The sequence below is a fragment of the Rathayibacter festucae DSM 15932 genome, assembly GCF_004011135.1.
In the GTDB taxonomy this organism is placed as follows: Bacteria; Actinomycetota; Actinomycetes; order Actinomycetales; family Microbacteriaceae; genus Rathayibacter; species Rathayibacter festucae.
In genome coordinates, this window is the sequence record NZ_CP028137.1 from 2,246,022 (window position 1) to 2,266,457 (window position 20,436).

The following is a 20,436-nucleotide window of genomic DNA, read 5'->3' on the forward strand; positions in this document are numbered from 1 at the left end:
ATGGACGGCGCGGTCCGCTCAGAAGCCGGGGCGCGAGCTGCGATGCACTACTTCTTGGCCTTGGCGGCGGCCTTGGCGGCCTGCTTCGTGGCGCGGACCTTCGCGAGGGACTCGGGCGAGACGATGTCGGCGACCGAGCGGAACGAGTCCTCCTCGCCGTAAGCGCCGGCGGCCTCGCGCCAGCCCTCGCCCTCGAAGCCGCGGCGCTTGCCGAGCAGGGCGACGAAGATGCGGGCCTTCTGGTCGCCGAAGCCGGGCAGCGCCTTGAGGCGGGCGAGCACCTCGCGGCCGTCGGGGTCGTCGCGGGTCCAGATGGCCGAGGCGTCGCCGTTCCAGTCGTCGACGATCGCGCGGCAGAGGGTCTGCACCCGGCCGGCCATGTTCGCCGGGTAGCGGTGGATCGCCGGGGGTGTCCGGGACAGCTCCGAGAAGCGGTCCTCGTCGAAGTCCGCGATCGCAGCCGCGTCGAAGGACGACCCCTCCTCGGCCAGGCGCTGCTCGAGCTTGAGCGGTCCCGAGAACGCCGTCTCCATCGCGACCTGCTGATCCAGCAGCATGCCGATCAGCAGGGCGAGCGGGTCGCGGGAGAGCAGCGCGTCGGCGTCGGCGTCGTCGGTGATGTGCAGGGCGGAGTCGGCGGTCATCCTCCAGGGATACCACGGACACCGGCGTCGCCGCCGAGCAGAGCGCGGACCGTCCGGTCGATCGTGCTCAGCGCGGCGGTCAGCTCGAGATCGCTCGCGCTGCCGTAGCCGAGGACCAGCGCCTCCTGCTCCGCGCGGTCGGCCAGGGCGTAGTCGTCGAGCGGAGCGACGAGGAGCCCCTCCGCCGCGAGCGCCGCCACGACCGCCCTCGCCGTGAGCGGCGCGGGCAGCCCGAGCACCACGTGCAGCCCGCCGTCGAGTCCGCGCGCCGAGCCCCAGTCGATCGCCTCGGAGAAGTCGCGGACCAGCCCGCGACGGTGCGCGTAGCGGCGCCGCGAGCGGGTGAGGTGCCGCCGGAAGCCGCCGCCCGCCATGAACGCGGCGAGCGCCTCCTGCGTCGGGCCCGAGACGGAGGCGTCGCGCTCGGCGTCGACCTCCCGCACCGCCCCGTGCAGCCACGACGAGGGCGGCAGAGTCAGATACGCCACCCGCAGCCACGGCGACACCGTCTTCGAGAACGAGCCGACGTGCGCCACTCCCCCGCCGCCGTCGAGCGACGCGAGCGCCGGCAGCGGTGCGCCGACGTAGCGGAACTCGCTGTCGTAGTCGTCCTCGATCACCAGCAGCCGCTCCGTCGCCGCGCGGCGCACCAGCTCGAGCCGGGCGGCGAGCGCCAGGCGGCCCCCGGTCGGGTACTGGTGCGAAGGCGTGACGACCACGACGTCCGCGCCGCTCGTCGCGAGCGCGTCCAGGTCGATGCCGTCCGCGTCGACCGGCACCCCCACGACCTCGTGCCCCTCGGCGCGCAGCCGCCGCCGGACCGCCGGGTAGCCCGGGTCCTCGACCGCGACCCGCACCGGACGGCCGAGCGCGATGGCGGCCGCCCGCACCAGCAGGGCGACCGCATCCGCGGTCCCGCTCGTCACGAGGACGTCCTCCGCCTCGACGTCGATCCCGCGCGAGCGCCGCAGCTGCTCGGCGATCCGCCTCCGCAGACCCGCGTGCCCCGCCGCCGACGGCAGCTCCGAGGGCGGCGCCGAGAGCGCCGGCCGCCAGGCGGCCCGCCACTCCGGCCCGTCGAGATCGCGCGTGTCCGGGCGCCCCGGCCGCAGATCCAGCCGGGCCGTCGCCGGCAACACCGCCGGCTCCGCCCGCTCGACCCGGGACCGGATCGGCACGACCACCCCGTCCGCCGCCACCGTCACCGCCGCGCGCGGGTGCGCCACGAGGTAGCCCTCGCCGACCAGCTGATCGACCGCCGCGACGACCGAGCCGCGCGAGACCCCCAGCTGCTGCGCCAGGACCCGGCTGGACGGGATGGCATCGCCGGCCCCGTAGCGCCCGTCGAGCACCGCCGCCCGCAGCGCCTCGGCCAGCCCGGAGCGGACCGCTCCGCGCTCCGGCGCACGCAGCAGCAGCGGCACCTCGAGATCACCGGACGCCATGGACTCCCCCGTTCTGGACCACTCGACCCGTGGCTCCCTGGCATTCTCGCAGATCCAGTGCGGACGCGATCCTCGGACCATGGACACCCTCGACACCACCGACCGCACCCGCGTCACCCGGCTCCGCGACCGCCAGGTCCTCGACCGCGGCGCCCTGGACGCCCTGCTCGACGAAGCGCTGATCGCGCACGTCGCCGTCGTCCGCGACGGAGCCGCGATCGTGCTGCCGATCCTCTTCGCCCGCGACGGCGACGACCTCCTCCTGCACGGCTCGAGCGGCGGCGGCCTCCTGCGCGAGGCGGCGCGCGGCTCGCTGCTCACCGTCGCCGTGACCCTCGTCGACGGCCTCGTCGTCGCCCGCTCCGCCTTCGACAGCTCGATGAACTACCGCTCCGCGATGATCCTCGGCCGCGCCGAGCCCGTCGAGGGCCCCGGCAAGGCCCGTGCCCTCGACCTGCTGACCGAGCGCCTCCTCCCCGGCCGCCCCGCCGAGACCCGCCCGAGCACCGCCCGCGAGATCGCCGCCACCCTCGTCCTGCGCCTGCCCCTCGCCGAGGCGAGCCTCAAGATCCGCGCCGCCGGCCCCTCCGACGACGACGCTCAGACCCCCGGCGTCTGGGCGGGCACCGTCCCCCTGGTCACCCGCACTCTCCCCGCGGTGCGGGCCCCCGGGTCCGCGCCCGAGCTCCCGGCGTCGGCGACCGCCTTCACCAGCACGATCGACAGCACAGTGCCGCCCTTCCGCTGATCCCGCACCGTCAGGGGAGGACGAGCCTGCAGACCCGCCCCGCTGAGGACGGCGGGTCTCGATACGCCCCTCCGGGGCTACTCGACCAGCATGGTTGCGGCGCCGTCATGCTGATCGAGTAGCCCGCGCAGCGGGCGTATCGAGATCCACCGGCGTCAGCAGGCGGGTCTGCAGATCTGCCCTGCTGACAACCATGGGTCTCGATACGCGCCTGCGGCGCTACTCGACCAGCATGGATGGGCCCCTCCGGGGCTACTCGACCAGCATGGATGGGCCCCTAAGGGCCCACTCGCTCAGCATGGATGAGCACCTCCGGGGCTACTCGACCAGCATGGACGGGCCCCTCCGGGGCTGCTCGACCAGCATGCTGAGGCCCGCCGCCGAGCACGAGGCGCGGGTGCGGTGCCTCGTCGCGGCTCCTGGCTCGGGTCTGGCGGGCGCGCCGCAGGCGCGCGGGAGGGAGCCGCGGCGAGGTACCGCACCCGCGCCGTCACGCAGTGACGCGCCCCGAGCCGCCCCGCGCCGTCGCGAAGCGACGCGCCAGAGGACCCTACTTGGTGTCCTGCCTCGGGAACACGACCTTCTGCACCACGATGATCACCGAGGCCGCGACGGGGATCGCCACGAGGGCCCCCAGCACGCCCGCGAGCGTGCCGCCCGCGACGGCCGCGATGACGACGACGGCGCCGGGCACGGACACGGCGCGGTTCATGATCCGCGGGCTGAGGACGTACGCCTCGACCTGCATGTAGACGAGGTAGTAGATCGCCGCGACGAGCGCCGTCACCGGCGAGGCGAGCAGGCAGGCGAGCGAGATGATGACGGCGCCCGAGATCGTCCCGACGAGCGGGATCAGCGAGCCGAGGAAGGCGACGCAGGCCAGCAGCGCCGGCACCGGGCCGCCGATGATCAGCAGCAGGATGAAGGTCAGCACGCCGTTGACCGCCGCGAGCGAGACCTGGCCGACGACGTAGCGGCCGACCGCGCCGGTGATCTCCTCGCCGACCTCGCGCGCCTTCGGGCGGTGGGAGGCGGGCGCGAAGCGGTACGCGACCGACTTCATCGAGCGCAGCGAGGCGAGGAAGTAGAGGGTGAGGATCAGCACGATGATCGCGCCGGTGACGCCGCTCGCGATGCCGCTGCCGACCGCGAGGATGCCGCCGCCGAGCGAGAGCAGGTTGTTCGGGTTGCCGATGAAGCTCTGCACGCTGCCGATGAGCGAGTCGACGTCGACGACGCCGCTGAGCTGCCGCTCCAGGTCGAGCACCCACGGCTGCGAGGCGATGTCGGAGACGATCCGGGGAGCGCTCGTCACGAAGATCGTGAGCTGCTCGATCAGGATCGGGATGATGTAGAGGAGCAGCCCGGCGAAGATCAGCAGCACCGAGGCCAGCACGATCGTGATCGCCAGCGCGCGCGGGATCCTCTTGCTCTCCAGCCAGGAGACGAGCGGGTCGAGGCCGAGGGCGAAGAACAGGGCGACGAACACGTAGGTGAGCACGGTGCCCAGCGAGACGACCAGTCCGCCGACCACGAGGGCGACGAGCACGCCGAGACCGCCGAAGAGGCCGATCCGGAACGAGCGGATGGTGAACTGCGGTCGCTCCGGGTCGCTCGACACCACGATGTCGGGTTCGACGACGGGCTGGGCCGGCGCGGCGGCACGCCGGCGGGAGCGGGCGAAGGCGCGCGGGGTGATCATGCGTCGAGCGTAGCGGGGCCCGGACGGCCGCCCGCGCCGCGGGAGAAGGCTTGACGGACGGGCGCCGGAGGGGTGCCCGGCAGCGTGGCCGACGGCCCGCTCAGTGCTCGGGATCGTGCTCGTCGACGGCGGCGTCGTCGCGGTGCAGCTCGGCGTGCCGGTCCCACTCGGCGAGCAGCTGCTCGATGGCCGCGTGGAAGCGGGCGGTCGCGGCTCCGGGGCTCGTGTCGCCGAAGTAGTGGGCGACCCAGCGCTCGAGGCGCTCGACCGCCGCCTCGTCGTGCTCGACGCTCTCGAGCCGGGGGACGATCGCGGCCGCGTCCTCGGCGCGCAGCCACTCCGCATCGCCGAGGTAGCCGGACTCGTCGACCTCGGCCGCCGGGCTGATCGGCCGGGTGACCAGCAGCGGTCGGCCGGTCGCGAGCCGGTCGTAGACCATGGCCGAGACGTCCAGCACCGCGATGTCGGCGGTGAGCTGCCAGCCGAGCTCGGCGGAGGTGTCGTGCACGTGCCGGGCCGCCGGATCCGCCGCGTTCGCCGCCGCGATCAGCGCGACGATCTCTCGGTCCGCCGCCCCGTAGGCCGGGTCGACGGCGCCGCTGCGCGGGTGCGGCCGGTAGACCAGGCGGTAGCGCGGGTCGGCCAGCAGGGCTCGGGTGAGCGCGACGCCGTGGGTGCGGATCGAGCCGTAGCCGGCGGCGGGGCGGTCGCCCTCCCAGGTGGGCGCGTAGAGCACGACGCGGCGCTCGTCCGCGGGGTAGGGGGTGCGGCCGGAGACGTGGTCCGCCTGCGGGCGGCCGATGGCGATCGCGCGCTTGTCGAAGTCGAAGTCCCAGAGCACGCGGCGCAGGCGCGCGAGCGCGGCGTCGCCGGCGATGAAGCTGTAGTCGTAGGCCTTGAACTGGTTGGTCGTCATGTACATCTTGTCGCTCTCGCCGTGGTTGACGAAGACGTGCCAGCGGCGCCCGTAGCGCATCATCTGGAAGTTGCGCGCGTTCTGGTTGACGTAGAGGACGATCCGCAGCGGCTGCTCGTCGATGGCGGTCTCGAGGTCGGCGACGGAGCGCACGTGCGCGACCGGGAGCGGGCTCTCGCGCAGCAGCGCCCGGGTGGCGGTGGCGTTCCGGGAGAGGAGGACGACCGGATGGGTCTTGGCGAGCTCCTGTAGCGGCGCGTACCACTGGCGCAGCTGGTAGAGGTTGATGTCGCCGTCGGCGAAGTAGACGCCGATCTCGAAGACGCCGGGTGTCAGCGGCGCCCGGGCCGCGAGCTCGCGGGCGACGTCGCGGCGGGCCCGCCGCGCGGTGAGCAGGTCGCGGGCCACTCCGCGCGCCAGCGTCGCGTCCCGGAGCAGGCGGGAGAGGACGGCGCGGGGGGCGGGTGTCATCGGACCAGGCTACAAGCCGGGTTCGAGCATGCTGATCGAGCAGCCCGAGCAGCGACCACCATGCTGATCGAGTAGCCCGCGCAGCGGGCGTATCGAGATCCACCGTCGCCGGAAGGCCGGCTCTGCAGACCGGCCTCCGTGCGACGGTGGGTCTCGATACGCCCCTGCGGGGCTACTCGACCAACATGGATGCATCGCCCGTGCGCGACGGTGGGTCTCGATACGCCCCTCCGGGGCTACTCGACCAGCATGGAGCTGCGGGTCCACTCGACCAGCAAGGCTCTGCGGACTACTCGGCCGGCGAGGCGGAGGCCGGGGTCACGCGGAGCCAGACGAACTGCAGGGGGGCGAGGCGGAAGCCCTCGCGGAGGTCGACGGCGATCTCGGTCACCAGGTCGACCGCCTCGGGCGCGAAGCCGCCGAAGCGCTCCGGCGCGACTTCCTGCGCCTCGTCGGAGACGTTGGCCAGGACGAGCACGGCCTCGCCGTCGCCGGGGCGCTGGTAGCCGAGCACGTGGTCGTTGACCGCGTCGAAGACCGTGAGCGCGTTGCCCGCGAAGAGGTCCGTCCGCTTGCGCACCGCGATCAGGTGCAGGAGCCCGCCGAAGATCTCGGCCGCGTCGGCCCCCGGAGTCTCGCGCTCGGCGTAGCGTTCGGCGGGCCGCCGCGGTCGGTTCACCCAGCGGGAGTCGCCCGCGGTGCTCGGATCGTCCAGGTAGGTGTGGTCGTTCAGCTGTCCCACCTCGTCGCCGAGGTAGAGCAGCGGGAGACCGCCGGTGCTGAGGGCGATGGAGTGCGCGAGCAGCACCCGGTCGATCCCGTAGGGGTCGCCCGCCTCGACGCCCGCGAGCGAGGCGGTCGTGCCGGACACCCGGCGGTCGCCGGTGCGCGGGTTCTCCTGGAACGGCACGCCCCGGGCGAAGGTCCCCTCGAAGCGGTCGGTGTAGAAGTCGTTGAGGAAGCGCCGGTGCCCGGCCGCGTCGATGCCGAGCTCGGCGGCGTCCTCGTCGGCGAAGGTCCAGCCGATGTCGTCGTGCCCGCGGACGTAGTTGACCCACGCCGTCCCGGCCGGAAGCGCGTGCCGCCGCTCGAGCGCCTGGGCGAGCAGCCGGACGTCGCGGGTCGCGAGCGCCTCCCAGGTCAGCGCCATCTGCAGCGGGTTGTAGGAGAGCTGGCACTCCTCGAGGTCGATGTACTCGATCACCTCGTCGGGGTGCACGATCGCCTCGGACTTGAACAGCAGCGACGGCGCGGCGAGCCGGCAGACCTCGTTGAACGCGCGCAGCAGCAGGTGCGCCTCGGGCTGGGACTCGCAGGTGGTGCCGAGCTCCTTCCAGATGAAGGCGACCGCGTCCATCCGCAGCGCGTCGACGCCCTGGTTGGCGAGGAAGAGCATCTCGCCCGCCATCGCGCGGAAGACCTCGGGGTTCGAGTAGTTGAGGTCCCACTGGTAGCGGTGGAACGTCGCCCACACCCAGCGCCCGTCCTCGAGCTGCACGAAGGAGCCGGGGTGGTCGTCCGGGAAGATCTCGCGGGTGGTGCGCTCGAAGGCGTCCGGCTGCTCGCGGTCCGGGTAGATCCAGTAGTAGTCCTCGTAGCGCTGCTCGCCCGCGAGCGCCTTCCGCGCCCACTCGTGCTCGTTCGAGGTGTGGTTGAAGACGAAGTCGACGACGAGCGCGATGCCGTGCTCGCGCAGCTCGGCCGCGAGCAGGCGGAGATCGTCCATGTCGCCGAGGTCCGGGCGCACGCGGCGGTAGCTGGACACCGCGTAGCCGCCGTCCGACTCCCCCTCCGGAGCGTCGAAGACCGGCATCAGGTGCAGGTAGTTCAGCCCGATCTGGCGGAAGTACGGGATCTCGGCGCGCAGCCCCGCGAGGTCGCCGGCGAAGCGGTCGACGTAGCAGACGCCGCCGAGGGCCTTGTTCGAGAGGAACCAGTCCGGGTGCTGCCCGCGGGCACGATCGAGCACGCGCAGGTCCTCCGGGCGCTCCTGCCAGGAGGTCGCGGCGAGCTCGACCAGGGCGACGATCTGCTCGACGAGGTCGTCGCGACGCGCGTAGACCGCGGCGAGCAGATCGACCAGCCGCGGGAGGCGGGCGTCCAGGCGCGACCGGAACTCGGGATCGGCGACCGGCCCGCCGAGGGCGTCCACGCGGGAGCGCACGGCCGCGATCAGGTCGTCGGGGGTGGGCACCGGCTCGTCCAGCACTGCACCGGGCAGAGCTGTCGAGGGGGGCTGCGTCGAATCGAACACCGTCGTCCTTCCGAGGGGCGTCCGCCCGGCGGGGGGCGGATTCCCCGATGCTAGACGATCGGGGGACGCCCGGCGACCGTCATGCGCAGCAGCGTCCGGCCTGCCAGAATGCGGCGCTCCCCGGGGTCGGCGGTCCAGCCCTCGCGCCAGCCGGCGAACCAGGCCCGCAGCGCCGGGCGGTCGTTCCGCCAGCGCAGGCACTGGATCGCGGTCCATGAGCCGACGTAGGCGAGCGCCAGCGGAGCCGGCAGCGAGCGGCGGGCGAGCCACACCCGGTTGCGGGCGTTCAGCCGGTAGTAGTCGGCGTGCCGGGTCGGCTGGATCACCGGGTGCTGCGCGACGAGCTCGCCCGCGTACCAGGTGCTGCGCCCGGTGTCCCAGACCCGCCAGGCCAGCTCGATGCCCTCGTGCGCGTAGAAGAAGGGAGCGGCCCAGCCGCCGGTCCGCTCGAAGACGTCGCGGCGCAGCACCACCGCGCCCTCCCAGACCGAGAAGACGGGTCCGGAGCGGCGCGGGTCGCCCTTGAGGATGCGCGGGGTCCAGCGCCGGGGGGCGGGAGTGCCGTCGACGCTGTCGACTCGCGGCTGCACCATGCCGATCCGGCGCGGCGAGGCGAGCAGCGCGATCGCGTCGCGGAGGAAGCTCGGCGAGGGCACGCGCGCGTCGTCGTCGAGGAAGAACAGGTACTCCCCCGCGACGGCCGGCACGCCGGCGTTGCGGCCGGCCGGGATGCCGAGGTTCTCCGGGAGGGCGAGCGCGCGGACCCCCTCGGGCAGTCCCTCGGGCACCCAGCCGTTGCCGACGCAGACGACGTCGAGCTCGACGCCCTCCTGGGCGAGGACGCTCGCGAGCCCGGCCGCGAGGTCGTCGGGACGCGTGCCCTGGGTCAGGACGACGACGCCGACGCGCGGCAGTCCGCCCGGCTCAGGACCGGACACGCTTGGAGGCCATGATCGCGACGAAGTGGCCGACGAGCGCGAGGAGCGCGAGCGGCAGCAGCGCCGACACCAGCACCCGGTCGGCCGTTCCGGCGCCGACGACCAGCCCGACCAGGCTCGCGGCGAAGGCCAGCATGGTCAGCTCGACCGAGTGGTACAGCCGGTGGAACGGCACGAACCGCGCGGCACGGCGCAGGCGCGCGAGAGCGGAGGAGGACGGCGTCGCCTCCCCCTTCGTGTCGGCGAGCTTCGTCAGCCCGGCGTTCGCCCGGGCGACGTGCACCATGTCGTTGAGCGCCTTGTTCAGCACGATCACGAGCGCGAGCGCGAGGCCGATCGAGGTCCACAGGAAGTCCTCCGGAGCGTCGAAGGGGATCCCGGCGGCGCGCAGTCCGAGCGCGATCGGGATCAGCGACTCGGTCGTGTAGTGGCCGACCTTGTCCAGGAAGACGCCGGCGGGCGACGAGGTGCGGCGCCAGCGCGCGACCTCGCCGTCGCAGCAGTCGACGAGCATCTGCAGCTGGCCGAGGATCAGCGCGAGGGCGGCGCCGGCGATCCCGGGGATCAGCAGCGCCGCGGCCGCGCTCCAGCCCACGAGGATCATCAGCCCGGTCACGCCGTTGGCCGAGATCGAGGTGCGCAGCAGCTGCATGGTCAGGTACGGCGAGAAGCGGCGCAGGTAGAGCGACGCCGTCCAGTGCTCGGCGTTGCGCCGCCCGCGGACCTCGGGGGGCTGGGCGACCGCGCGGAGCTCGGCGATCGATCGCGGTCTGTCGGTGCTGGTCATGCGTCCCTCGCGGAGTCGGCGGCGGGGTCGGCCGCGGGGTGGTGGCGGTGCGCCGCGATGTTGCTGGTGAGGCCCGCGAAGCCGAGCACGAAGCCGGTGCCCCAGGCCACGTGGATGGCGGGGATCACGACGAGGAACCACAGCATCGTGCGCGGTCCGTCGACGCGGGCGACGGCGATCGTGGCCGCCGCCACGAGGGCGAGGTAGCCGACCGGGACGACGAGGCCGAGCAGCAACCAGGGCGCGGCGCCGAGCAGCGCCTGCAGCGCTCCGGCGATGCCGGCGAGCAGACCCAGGGCGAGCAGCGCCACGAGGACGGGGGGTGCGAAGTAGCGGAGGGACCGCGAGGCCGGGAACAGCCGGGTCAGCTCGCCCCGCCACATCCCGGTGGAGAGGAACTGCCGCAGCAGCGCCCGCATCGACGGCCGGGGCCGGTAGGTGACGGTGAGCCGCGGGGTGAACCAGACGAGTCCGCCCGCCTCGCGCAGCCGGCGGTTGAGCTCCCAGTCCTGACCGCGCTTGAAGCGCTCGTCGAAGAGGCCGGCGCGCTCGAGGGCGGAGCGGCGGAAGACGCCGAGGTAGACCGTGTCGGCCGGGCCCTCCTCGCCGCCGACGTGGTGCGGGGTGCCGCCGAGGCCGATCCGCGAGCCGTAGGCGCGGGCGACGGCGCGCTGGAACGGCGTCAGCCCCTCGGCCGCCATCACTCCGCCGACGTTCGCGGCACCCGAGCGCTGCAGCGCCTCGACGGCGATCCGCGCGTAGTCAGGCGGCAGGACGGAGTGCGCGTCGACGCGGACGACGACGGGGTGCCGCGAGGCGCGGATCGCGGCGTTCAGTCCGGCCGGTGTCGAGCCGACGGGATTCGCCACGACGCGGATCCGCTCGTCGGCCGCGCTGAGCTCGGCGACGAGCCGCTCGGTGCCGTCGATGCTGGGCGCGAGCGCGAGGACGACGTCGAAGGGCCCGGTGTAGTCCTGGGCGAGCAGCGAGTCGACGGCCGCCCGCACGTGGGTGACCTCGTTGAGCACGGGCATCACGTAGGAGACGCCGGGCAGATCGGGGAGGTCGTCCGTCGGGGTCTCGGGCTGCATGGGTCCAGTTCGTGAGGCGGGGCCGGGCGTCCTGGCCGGACGCGGGCGCCCCACACTACCAGCGGGCCGCGCACCGCCCCGCGGACGCGGAGCAGCCCCCGGGGACGGATCCCCGGGGGCTGCCGCTCGTTGCGGAAGGAGTCAGCTGGTGGCCATGGTGCCGAGCGTGACGTCGATCTCGAACGTCTTCCCGTTGCGCACGTAGGTCAGCTTCACGTCGGCGTTCGCGGCCTGCGCGCGCACCTGGGCGGTGAGGTCCGAGGCGCTCGTGATCGGCGTCCCGGCCACTCCGGTGACGATGTCGCCCGCGGCGAGACCGGCGGCCTGCGCGGCACCGCCGCTGGTCACCTCCTGGATCTTCGCGCCGAGGACGTCCTGGGTGGAGTCCGAGACGCTCGCGCCGAGGAGGCCGTGGGTGGCGGAGCCGTTCGCGATGATCTCCTTCGCGACGCGCTCGGCGACCGCGCTGGGGACCGCGAAGCCGACGCCGATGTTGCCGGACTGCCCTCCCGAGCTCGAGGACTGCCCCGCACTGGCGATCGCGACGTTGACGCCGATCAGCTCGCCGTCGCTGTCGAGCAGCGCGCCGCCCGAGTTGCCGGGGTTGATCGCCGCGTCCGTCTGGATGACGGGCAGCGAGATGGTGCTCGTGGCCGGCGTCTGCTGGGTCTGGCCCGGGATGTCGAAGTTGAACGGGCTCTCCGCGCCGCCGCTCGAGCTGTCGCCCGAGTCGTCGGGGGCGGCGGAGGAGGCGACCTGGATGCTGCGGTTGAGCGCGCTCACGATGCCGTCGGTGACGGTGCCGGAGAGGCCGAGCGGCGCGCCGATCGCAACGGCGGTGTCCCCGACGTTGACCTCGGAGGAGTCGGCGAAGGTGATCGGGACCAGGTCGGTCGCGTCCGCCAGCTTGATCACGGCGAGGTCGAGCGTCGGGTCGGTGCCGACGATGGTCGCGGTGAAGATGCGGCCGTCCGAGGTGGTGACGGTGACCGCTCCGTCCGAGATCTGGCCGTCGAGGGTGACGACGTGGGTGTTGGTGAGGACGTAGCCGTCCTTCGAGAGGACGATGCCCGAGCCGGTGCCGGACGAGGAGCTGCCGGCGACGGCGATCGTGACGACGCTCGGAGTGGCCTTCGCGGCGACGGCGGTCGCGGTGGTCGCGTCCTCGGCGTTGTTCACCGTGATGGTCTGCGAGCCGCTCGAGGAGACGACGCGGGTGCCGGCTCCGTTGGAGGCGGACCACAGTCCGAAGACGCCGGCCCCGGCGACTCCGCCGACGACCGCGCCGATGGCGAGGGCGGCGACGACGCCGACACCGGCGCGGCGCTTGGTGGCGGTGGGCGGGCCGACCGGGGGCTGGCCGCCGCCGAACGAGCCCTGCTCGCCGACGGGCGGCTGCTCGGTGCTCTGCACGGTGTGCGCGGCGGGAGGGGCGAACTGGCCGTAGCGCGGGGTCGGCGGGACCGGCTGGGCCTGGTTCCCCTCCGCCGAGTTCGACGTGTAGGACGGGAGGGGCTCGGTGGGCCCGGTGGACGACGACGGCGCTCCGGTGCCCGAGGGGTACGTGGGCTGTCCGGGGGTGTGCTCGCCGGAGATGGGCTGGTTCGCCTCGTGGCGGCGATCCTCCGGCGTGCGGGGATCCTCCGGCTGACGAGGACCGTCGTGACTCTCGGTCATGGGTGGTGCTCCTTCCAAGCGGGGATAGCTTGACCAGGGAACCTGTGCGTTCCTTATGACGCGCCTGCGAGCGGCACGCCAATGCCCGCCGGTGCGCCCGCGGGGGCTCCAGCCGCCAGACTGGCGGGGTGAGCATCCACGGATCCTGGACCCGCGCCGCCGCCGGCGCCGGTCTTCTCGGCCCGAGCGGCGAGGTCGCCGCCACCGTCTTCAGCGAGATGAGCGCCCTCGCCGCGCGGACCGGGGCGATCAACCTCGGCCAGGGCTTCCCTGACGAGGACGGGCCGCAGGAGGTGCTCGAGGCGGCGCGCGCGGCGATCTCCGCGGGCCTCAACCAGTACCCGCCGGGGCCGGGCTTCCCGGTGCTCCGCGAGGCCGTCTCGGCGCACCAGCGGCGGTTCTACGACCTCGCCGTCGACCCGGACGGCGAGGTGCTGGTCACCACCGGCGCCACGGAGGCGCTCGCGGCGACACTGCTCGCGCTCCTCGAGCCCGGTGACGAGGTCGTCACCTTCACTCCGCACTACGACGCCTACGGCGCGCTGATCGCCCTGGCCGGCGGCGTGCACCGCACGGTCCCGCTGCGGGGGACGGACTTCCACGTCGACCACGAGGAGCTGACGGCCGCCGTCTCCGACCGCACCCGGGTCATCCTGGTCAACGACCCGCACAACCCGACCGGCTCCGTGCTGCCCGCCGAGACCCGGGAGCTGATCGTGCGGCTCGCGCACCGGCACGACGCGCTGATCGTCACCGACGAGGTCTACGAGCACCTGCGCTTCGACGGCGGCCACGTGCCGATCGCGACGCTGCCCGGCGCCCGGGAGCGGACGCTCACCGTCTCCTCCGCGGGCAAGACCTTCAGCACCACCGGCTGGAAGATCGGCTGGATCACCGGGCCGCGCGCGCTGATCACCGCGGTGCTCGCGGTGAAGCAGTTCCTCACCTACGTCAGCGGGTCGCCGTTCCAGGGCGCGGTCGCCGTCGGCCTCGAGCTGCCCGACGCGTTCTTCACCGGCATCGCGGCGACGCTGGAGCGCAAGCGCGACGTGCTCGCGGCCGGGCTCGCGGCGGCCGGCTTCACGGTGTCGCCGTCGGCGGGGTCGTACTTCGTCGTCGCGGACGCGGCTCCGCTCGGCTGGGACGACGGGGTCGCCTTCTGCCGGGCGCTGCCCGGGCTCGCCGGGGTGGTGGCGGTGCCGGTGTCGGCCTTCTGCAGCGCCGAGGACGCGGACGCCTACCGCTCGCTGGTGCGGTTCGCGTTCTGCAAGCGCTTCGAGGTGCTCGACAGCGCGGCCGAGGGGCTAGCGGGACTCGCGCGCCGCGGCTGACCGGCGGCCGGCCCGGACGGGGCGGACCTCGAAGCGCCGCAGGGCGAGCGCGGGGTTCTTCTCGCGCGCCGAGGCGATGCGCTCCTGCGAGAGCCAGGCGACCGCGACGTCCTCGACCTCGCCGAGCGTGGCGATCTCGACGCCCATCGGGTCGACGATCATGCTCGTCCCGACGCCGATCGGCGGGGTCTGGTCGGCGGCGACGAGGTAGATCGTGTTCTCCAGCGCACGGGCGGTGACCAGGGTGCGCCAGTGCGCCTCCTTGAGCGGGCCGCGGACCCACTCGGCGGGGGCCGCGACCACGTCGGCGCCCGCGTCGATGAGCCAGCGGGTCACCTCCGGGAAGCGCAGGTCGTAGCAGGTCTGCAGGCCGACGACGAGGCCGCCCACCTCGAAGGTCTGCGGCACGCCGATCTCGCCGGGCGCGACCCAGTCGGACTCGGTCTGGCCGAAGGCGTCGTAGAGGTGCAGCTTGCGGTAGGTCGCGACGACCGCTCCCCCGGGCTCGACCGCGACGAGGGTGTTGGCGATCCGCTCGCCGTCGTCGACGGACTCGACCATGCCCGCCACCAGGTGGACGCCGAGCTCGCGCGCGATCTCGCCGAGGCCCTGGACGAACGGGCCGTCGAGCGCCTCGCCCGCGGCGACGAGCTCGGGGCCGAGCGGGTCGACGAAGAACGAGCTGTACTCGGGCAGGACGACGACGCTCGCGCCGCGCTGCGCCGCGACGCCGGCGAGCCGGCGGATCGCCGCCAGGTTCGCCGCGCGGTCGTCGGTCGGAGCGAACTGCGCGACGGCGAAGCCGACGGCCGCCGCGCTCGCGGGCTGGGCGGCCTTGCGCGTGGAGGCCCTGCGCTGCGCCGCCATCAGCTCGGCGGGTAGAGGAAGAGCGGGACGCTCGAGGCCGGGATCGTCCGCGCGTGGTACGCGTGGTCGTTGCCCCAGTTGTACTCCTCGAGCGAGACGGTGCCGTCGCCGTTCACGGACTGCACGTAGGCGACGTGGTTGCCGTTGAACCAGGCGACGGCGCCGGGGACGGGCGTGGTGCTGGTCTCCCAGCCGTGCGAGGCCCACTGGCCGGCCCAGGCGTAGGCGCTGCCGCCGCCGGGGGTCAGGTTGCCCCAGGTCCACTTGAACGGGGCGCCGGTGGAGCCCTGGTCGCGGTTGAGGCGCCAGGCGACGAAGTCGACGCACTCGCGGTAGTAGTAGCGCAGCGGCGAGAGCCCGCCGCCCTGGTCGTCGGTCAGCGCGTCACGCCAGGGGTAGTCGTCGCCCTCCTCGCGGGGGGTGACGGAGCTGCTGGTGCCGCCCGAGCGGCTCGGGGAGGCGGCGGCCGAGGACGTGCCGGAGGCTTCCTCGGCGGCTGCGGCGGCGGCAGCCGCGGCATCGGCGGCGGCCTTCTCCGCGGCCGCGGCGAGGGCGCGCGCCTGCGCGGCGGCCTCGTCGAGCTGCGCCTGCGTGGGGGCGGTGAAGGAGTCGCGGATGACCTGCTCCTGCACGGCGGTCGACGCGACCGTGAGCTTCTGGTTGCCGAGCGCCTGGATGCGGGCGGCGGCCTCGATCGCGGCCTGCGAGTCGGGCGCGGGGTCGAAGGAGTAGGCGGGGAGGGCCATCACGGCGACCATGCCGGCGATCGCGGCGGCGGCGACCGTGCTGACCGTCGTGCGGAGGACGCGACCGCGGCGGCGGCGGACGGGCGCCACCGTCGCGAGGACGGGCGTGCGCACCGCCACGGGGGCGACGGGCACCGGGCGGGTGCGGGGAGTCGGACGCTGAGTCTGTGCGGCGGATTCGGCGTCCCGCCGGCTCCGGCGGGTGAGGTGGACCCCCTCGCTCGGAGACCCGTCCCGGGTCGCTCCTGCGGTCTCGTCCACCTGTTCGTCGCTCACACCAGCACCCTTCGCATCCCGGACGAGGATAGCGTGCACCCCGGCCCGACACACCGAGCGACTCGGCGTCGGGCCGGAGGTCCGGCGGCGGTGGAGCCTCCTGGGAAGGATCACCCAGTGCGCAGGGAGAAGCCATGCTGATCGAGTAGGCCGCGCAGCGGGCGTATCGAGATCCACCGACCGGCGGAGTAGCGTCGCGCGCAGGACGCGGCGACGGCGCTGCGCGGACGGGAGTGCGGTCATGATCCGGAGCGAGTGGGCCTTCAGCGGCTTCAGTGTGCGGGACGTCGAGGCGGCGAGGGCGTTCTACGGCGACGTCCTCGGGCTGGAGGTGTCGGTCAACACGATGGGGATCCTCGACATCGCCCTGCCCGGCGGCGGGAGCGCCATCGCCTACCCGAAGCCGAGCCACGTGCCGGCCGAGTTCACGATCCTCAACTTCGCCGTCGAGGACGTCGACGCGGCGGTCGCGGCACTCAACGACTCCGGTGTCGTCACCAAGATCTACTCGGACAGCGAGATGCCGACGGACGAGAACGGCGTGATGCGCGGGCGGGGACCGACGATCGCCTGGTTCCGCGACCCGTCGGGCAACGTGCTGAGCGTCATCGACGCGGCCTCGTAGCGCCGTCGGACGCCGCCGTTAACGACGAAAGCCGGCCGCTTTCGCGACCGGCTTCCGTCTTCTTGTTGCGGGGGCAGGATTTGAACCTACGACCTCTGGGTTATGAGCCCAGCGAGCTACCGAACTGCTCCACCCCGCGGCACAAGAAGAGACACTACACGGGGATCAGGAGCGATGCAAATCGAGTGGGAACCCGGAGCAGGCAGTGCCGTGCCCGGCGGCTCATTCGGGCTTCGTCGCCGTCCACGCGACGCCGTCGAGAGCGCTCGCGGCGACCTCGAGACCGGTCGCCCGGAGAGCCTCCGCGACGTCCTCGCCCGAGCGCTCCCAGGTGCGCACCGCCGGGTCGTCGACGCGCGGCCGCGCCTGCGCGCCGATCACCGCGGTCCCACCCGGTGCGACGAACCACTCGACGACACGCGCCCACTCCTCGAGGTCGGGGAGCCAGGCGACCGCGTCCAGGGTCGTCACGACGGCGTCGAAGGCGTCGGGCTCGGGCAGCATGTGCCGCAGCTCGTAGAGGTTGGCGCAGACGAAGCGGGTCCGCTCGGCAAGACCGCGCTCGCGGGCCGCCTCGCGGGCCAGCCGGATCGCCGGCATCGAGAAGTCGACGCCGATGACGTCCTCGCCCCGCTCGGCGAGCAGGAGCGCGTCGCCCCCGGCACCGCACTGCAGGTGCAGGACCCGCGCCCCGGCCGGGACCGCCGCCCCGAACGCCCGGAGGGGCGCGCCGTCACCGGCACGCCCCTCCCAGTACTCCCGGTTCGGATCGAGCCACTCCCCTGCGCGCAGGTGCTCGCCACGATCGACCTGGACCATCGGCCTACTGCTGCCCCTCGGCCGCCAGCGCCCGCTGGAGCGCCTCGGTGAGCTGCTCGTCCGCCGCCGCGAAGGCGGTCAGGTCGCCGGCCTTCAGGGCGGTCTCGCGGGCGGCGAGAGCCGTGCTCGCGTCGCTCAGCGCGGCCTGGAGCTCGGTCTGGTCGCCCGTCGGAGCCGTCCCGCCGGTGCCCGCGTCGCCGGTCCCGGTATCGCCCGTGCCCGGATCCGCCGTGTCGGTCGGCGTCGGGGTCGGAGTGACCACCGTGCCGGTGTCACCCGCGTCCGCTCCCGAGTCGCCGCCGAAGAGGCTGTCGAGGGCGGCGTCGAGGGTGTCCTCGAAGGCGATGTCGTCACCGAAGGCGACGAGCACCTTCTGCAGGAGCGGGAAGCTCGTGTCGCCGTTCGAGCTGACGTAGATCGGCTGCACGTAGAGCAGACCGCCGCCGACGGGCAGGGTCAGCAGGTTGCCGCGGGTCACCGTGGTGTCGCCGCGCTGGAGCAGTGCCAGCTGGTTCGCGACGGTCGGGTCGGTGTTGAACGCGTTCTGCACCTTGCCGGGGCCGGGCACCGTGTCGTCGCTCGGCAGCTCGAGCAGCCGGAGCGTGCCGTAGCCGTCGGCCACCGCGCCCTCCGTCGAGCCCGCGTCCGAGTCGGCGACGAGGTAGCCGGTCAGCACGTTGCGGCTCGCCGCGCTGCCGGGTGTGCTCGCCGGGATGTACGTGGAGTACAGCGAGTACGACGGCGTCTCGACGTCGGGGGTCTGCAGCGTCAGGTAGTACGGCGGCTGCAGCGTGTCCCCGCCGCCGACGGCGGCCGTGCTCGCTCCCCCCGAGGTCGGGTCGTTCGGCGTGGACCAGGCGGCCTCGCGGGAGTAGAACGAGCCGGCGTCGGTCACGTGGTACGTGCCGAGCACGGCGCGCTGCACCTTGAAGAGGTCCTCCGGGTAGCGGACGTGGCTGAGCAGGCCGGCCGACATCTCGCTGATCGGCTCCACGGTGCTCGGGAAGATCTTCTGCCAGGTCTGCAGGATCGGGTCCTCGGTGTCCCAGGCGTAGAGCGTCACGCTGCCGTCGTAGGCGTCGACCGTGGCCTTGACCGAGTTGCGGATGTAGTTGACGTCGTCGGTCGGGAACTGCTGCTGCGTGTTGGTGTCGGCGATCGCCTGCGACAGGCTCTGCACCTCCGAGTACGGGTAGTCCGCGGAGGTGGTGTAGCCGTCGACCACCCAGACGACGCGGCCGTCGACGACGGTCGGGTAGGCGTCCGAGTCGAGCGTCAGGTACGGGGCGACCTTCTGGACGCGCTGCACCGGGTCGCGGTCGTAGAGGATCTGCGACTGGTCGTTGACGCCGTCCGACAGGAAGATCTGCTCGGACTGGAACTTGATCGCGTAGACGAGCTTCTTGAAGACGTTGTCGAGCGAGGGGCCGCCGTTGCCGTCGAAGGTCGTGTAGGTCTGCTGCTCGCCCTCGGTGCCCGAGGGGTAGTCGAGCTCGATGTTGCGGTCGCCGTCGCCGCCGACGATCGAGTAGCCGGGCGAGTTCTCGCCGAAGTAGATCCGCGGCTCGTAGTCGCCGAGGTCACCGGTCGTCGGGACGCCGGACTCGATGAAGACCGGCTCGCCGTCGGACGAGCGCTGGTTGCCGTACGCGGCGACCAGGCCGTAGCCGTGGGTGTAGACGAGGGTCTGGTTGTACCAGGTCTGGTTGGTGCCGAGGCCGTTGAGGTTCAGCTCGCGGACGCCGACGACGGCGTCCTGCGTCGAGCCGTCGATCGAGTAGCGGTCGACGTCGAGCGCGTTCTGCTGGTCGCCGAAGGAGTAGTACTGGCGGAACTGCTGCAGCTGCGAGAACGCGTCGGTCACGACGGCGGGGTCGAGGATGCGGATGTTCGCCGTGGTCTCCGCATCGGAGCGGAGCGCGCCCGGCTCGGCGTCGGTGGTCGCGTCGTACGGGATGACCTGGACGTCCGAGACGCCGTAGGCCTGCCGCGTCATGTCGATGTTGTCCTGGATGTACGTCGACTCGAGCGTGCGCTCGTTCGGCTCCACCTGGAACTTCTGGACGACCCACGGGTAGAGCGAGCCGACGAGCAGGCTCGCGACGATGAGGAGCGCGGTGCCGATGACGGGCAGGCGCCAGCGGCCGATGAAGGCCGTGATGATGAAGAGGACGGCGATCAGCGCGGAGATGGCGGCGAGGATCTGCAGGCCGGGGATCGTGGCGTTCACGGAGGCGTAGGTCGCGCCGGTGATCCGGGTGCCCTGGCGGCTGAGGGTCGCGTACTGGTCGAGCCAGAGGCTGACCGCCTGCACGAGCAGGTAGAGCGCCGCGATGATCGCGAGCTGGATGCGCGACGACTTCGAGATGCGGATCTCGCGGCCGTTGATCCGGATCGCGCCGTAGAGGTAGCCGGTGGCGAGGGTGGCGAGCGCCGAGATGATGAGCACGGCCGAGGCGAAGCCGACGATGCTCTGGTAGAAGGGCAGCTCGAAGAGGTAGAACGACGTGTCGAGGCCGAACAGCGGATCGACGTCGCCCGAGGGCGTGCGGTTCCAGAAGGTCAGGCTCGTCTGCCACCGGGTGGAGGAGGAGACGCCGGCGAAGAGGCCGAGGACCGCCGGGATGCCGAAGGTGGCCAGGCGCCGGAGCGGCTCGACGACCTGCTGGTAGCGGTCGATCTGCGAATTGAGCTTCGCGTAGACCGGGCGTAGCCGGTAGGCGAGCGTCAGGCTCACGAACACGGGGACGGCCATCGCGACGAAGCCGATGACGAAGAGCCCGCCCGCGGCGAACCACTGCGTCGTCAGCACCGAGAGGAACCCGAGCTGGTCGTACCAGAGGATGTCGGTGTAGAGACCGGCGAAGACGAAGAACGCCACCACCAGCACGGCGACCACCACGACCGTGACGGCGAGAACGCTCCGTCTCTTGCGCGGCGGGGCTTCGGTTGCTGCAGAACTCACGGATAAGCCTCTTGATGTGGAGATGTGACGGGAGGCTCCCCATGGTAGGCGACGACCAGCGAGGGGACCTGAGCGTCGCCCTCAGGGAGCGGCTCGGCGGCTCCGCCCTGAGCGGACAGGGCGGCTCGGGCGGG

General features: G+C 73.0%; 16 protein-coding genes and 1 tRNA gene. 3 read left to right on the plus strand and 14 right to left on the minus strand.

The window, feature by feature from the left end; translation table 11 throughout:
• Nucleotides 1–47: 47 nt before the first annotated feature.
• Both C1I64_RS10545 and pdxR read right to left on the minus strand, forming a co-directional pair.
• Nucleotides 48–644, minus strand: a complete 597-nt coding sequence (locus tag C1I64_RS10545; RefSeq protein ID WP_127887168.1) for an HhH-GPD-type base excision DNA repair protein — start codon at nt 642–644, stop codon at nt 48–50.
• Complete coding sequence (pdxR, locus tag C1I64_RS10550; protein ID WP_164874509.1) at nt 641–2,089, minus strand: MocR-like pyridoxine biosynthesis transcription factor PdxR; 1,449 nt, start codon at nt 2,087–2,089, stop codon at nt 641–643. The genes C1I64_RS10545 and pdxR overlap by 4 nt, the downstream gene beginning before the upstream one ends.
• A gap of 79 nt (nt 2,090–2,168) precedes the next feature.
• Here pdxR and C1I64_RS10555 point away from each other — a divergent pair, with 79 nt between their 5' ends.
• Complete coding sequence (locus C1I64_RS10555; protein ID WP_127887170.1) at nt 2,169–2,837, plus strand: pyridoxamine 5'-phosphate oxidase family protein; 669 nt, start codon at nt 2,169–2,171, stop codon at nt 2,835–2,837.
• Nucleotides 2,838–3,387: 550 nt separating this feature from the next.
• Here the strand turns inward: C1I64_RS10555 and C1I64_RS10560 are convergent.
• The 7 genes from C1I64_RS10560 to C1I64_RS10590 all read right to left on the minus strand — a co-directional run bounded on the left by C1I64_RS10560 (nt 3,388) and on the right by C1I64_RS10590 (nt 12,673).
• A complete protein-coding gene (locus C1I64_RS10560; RefSeq protein WP_127887171.1) occupies nt 3,388–4,539 on the minus strand; it encodes an AI-2E family transporter in 1,152 nt (383 codons plus the stop codon).
• Nucleotides 4,540–4,639: 100 nt separating this feature from the next.
• The gene (locus tag C1I64_RS10565; RefSeq protein WP_244209446.1) at nt 4,640–5,926 is read right to left on the minus strand and encodes a hypothetical protein; all 1,287 of its coding nucleotides are present in this window, start codon (nt 5,924–5,926) and stop codon (nt 4,640–4,642) included.
• Between the two features lie 289 nt (nt 5,927–6,215).
• A complete protein-coding gene (locus C1I64_RS10570; protein WP_127887172.1) occupies nt 6,216–8,120 on the minus strand; it encodes an amylosucrase in 1,905 nt (634 codons plus the stop codon).
• Between the two features lie 110 nt (nt 8,121–8,230).
• Nucleotides 8,231–9,118 carry a glycosyltransferase family 2 protein gene (locus tag C1I64_RS10575; RefSeq protein ID WP_127887173.1) on the minus strand — a complete coding sequence of 296 codons (888 nt, stop codon included), beginning with the start codon at nt 9,116–9,118 and terminating at the stop codon, nt 8,231–8,233.
• Nucleotides 9,105–9,905 carry a CDP-alcohol phosphatidyltransferase family protein gene (locus tag C1I64_RS10580; protein WP_127887174.1) on the minus strand — a complete coding sequence of 267 codons (801 nt, stop codon included), beginning with the start codon at nt 9,903–9,905 and terminating at the stop codon, nt 9,105–9,107. Before C1I64_RS10580 ends, C1I64_RS10575 begins: the two co-directional genes overlap by 14 nt.
• Nucleotides 9,902–10,996, minus strand: a complete 1,095-nt coding sequence (locus tag C1I64_RS10585) for a glycosyltransferase family 2 protein (RefSeq protein ID WP_127887175.1) — start codon at nt 10,994–10,996, stop codon at nt 9,902–9,904. Before C1I64_RS10585 ends, C1I64_RS10580 begins: the two co-directional genes overlap by 4 nt.
• Nucleotides 10,997–11,137: 141 nt before the next feature.
• Complete coding sequence (locus C1I64_RS10590) at nt 11,138–12,673, minus strand: S1C family serine protease (RefSeq protein WP_127887176.1); 1,536 nt, start codon at nt 12,671–12,673, stop codon at nt 11,138–11,140.
• A gap of 128 nt (nt 12,674–12,801) precedes the next feature.
• Between C1I64_RS10590 and C1I64_RS10595 the strand changes: the two genes are divergently transcribed.
• The gene (locus C1I64_RS10595; RefSeq protein WP_127887177.1) at nt 12,802–14,004 is read left to right on the plus strand and encodes an aminotransferase class I/II-fold pyridoxal phosphate-dependent enzyme; all 1,203 of its coding nucleotides are present in this window, start codon (nt 12,802–12,804) and stop codon (nt 14,002–14,004) included.
• On the opposite strand, the gene C1I64_RS10600 is transcribed toward C1I64_RS10595, so the two are convergent.
• Both C1I64_RS10600 and C1I64_RS10605 read right to left on the minus strand, forming a co-directional pair.
• A complete protein-coding gene (locus tag C1I64_RS10600; RefSeq protein WP_127887178.1) occupies nt 13,978–14,871 on the minus strand; it encodes a carbon-nitrogen hydrolase family protein in 894 nt (297 codons plus the stop codon). The genes C1I64_RS10595 and C1I64_RS10600 overlap by 27 nt on opposite strands.
• A complete protein-coding gene (locus C1I64_RS10605) occupies nt 14,871–15,893 on the minus strand; it encodes a CHAP domain-containing protein (RefSeq protein WP_127887179.1) in 1,023 nt (340 codons plus the stop codon). Before C1I64_RS10605 ends, C1I64_RS10600 begins: the two co-directional genes overlap by 1 nt.
• A 241-nt stretch (nt 15,894–16,134) precedes the next feature.
• Here C1I64_RS10605 and C1I64_RS10610 point away from each other — a divergent pair, with 241 nt between their 5' ends.
• On the plus strand, nt 16,135–16,518 hold the full coding sequence (locus C1I64_RS10610; protein ID WP_127887180.1) for a VOC family protein: 384 nt from the start codon (nt 16,135–16,137) through the stop codon (nt 16,516–16,518).
• A 65-nt stretch (nt 16,519–16,583) separates the two neighbouring features.
• On the opposite strand, the gene C1I64_RS10615 is transcribed toward C1I64_RS10610, so the two are convergent.
• The 3 genes from C1I64_RS10615 to C1I64_RS10625 form a co-directional block, all read right to left on the minus strand.
• Nucleotides 16,584–16,657 (minus strand) — tRNA-Met (locus tag C1I64_RS10615).
• Nucleotides 16,658–16,740: 83 nt separating this feature from the next.
• Nucleotides 16,741–17,337: a class I SAM-dependent methyltransferase gene (locus C1I64_RS10620; protein WP_123447576.1), complete on the minus strand. Its 597-nt coding sequence runs from the start codon at nt 17,335–17,337 to the stop codon at nt 16,741–16,743.
• Between the two features lie 4 nt (nt 17,338–17,341).
• Complete coding sequence (locus C1I64_RS10625; protein WP_244209447.1) at nt 17,342–20,302, minus strand: UPF0182 family membrane protein; 2,961 nt, start codon at nt 20,300–20,302, stop codon at nt 17,342–17,344.
• Nucleotides 20,303–20,436 lie beyond the last annotated feature (134 nt).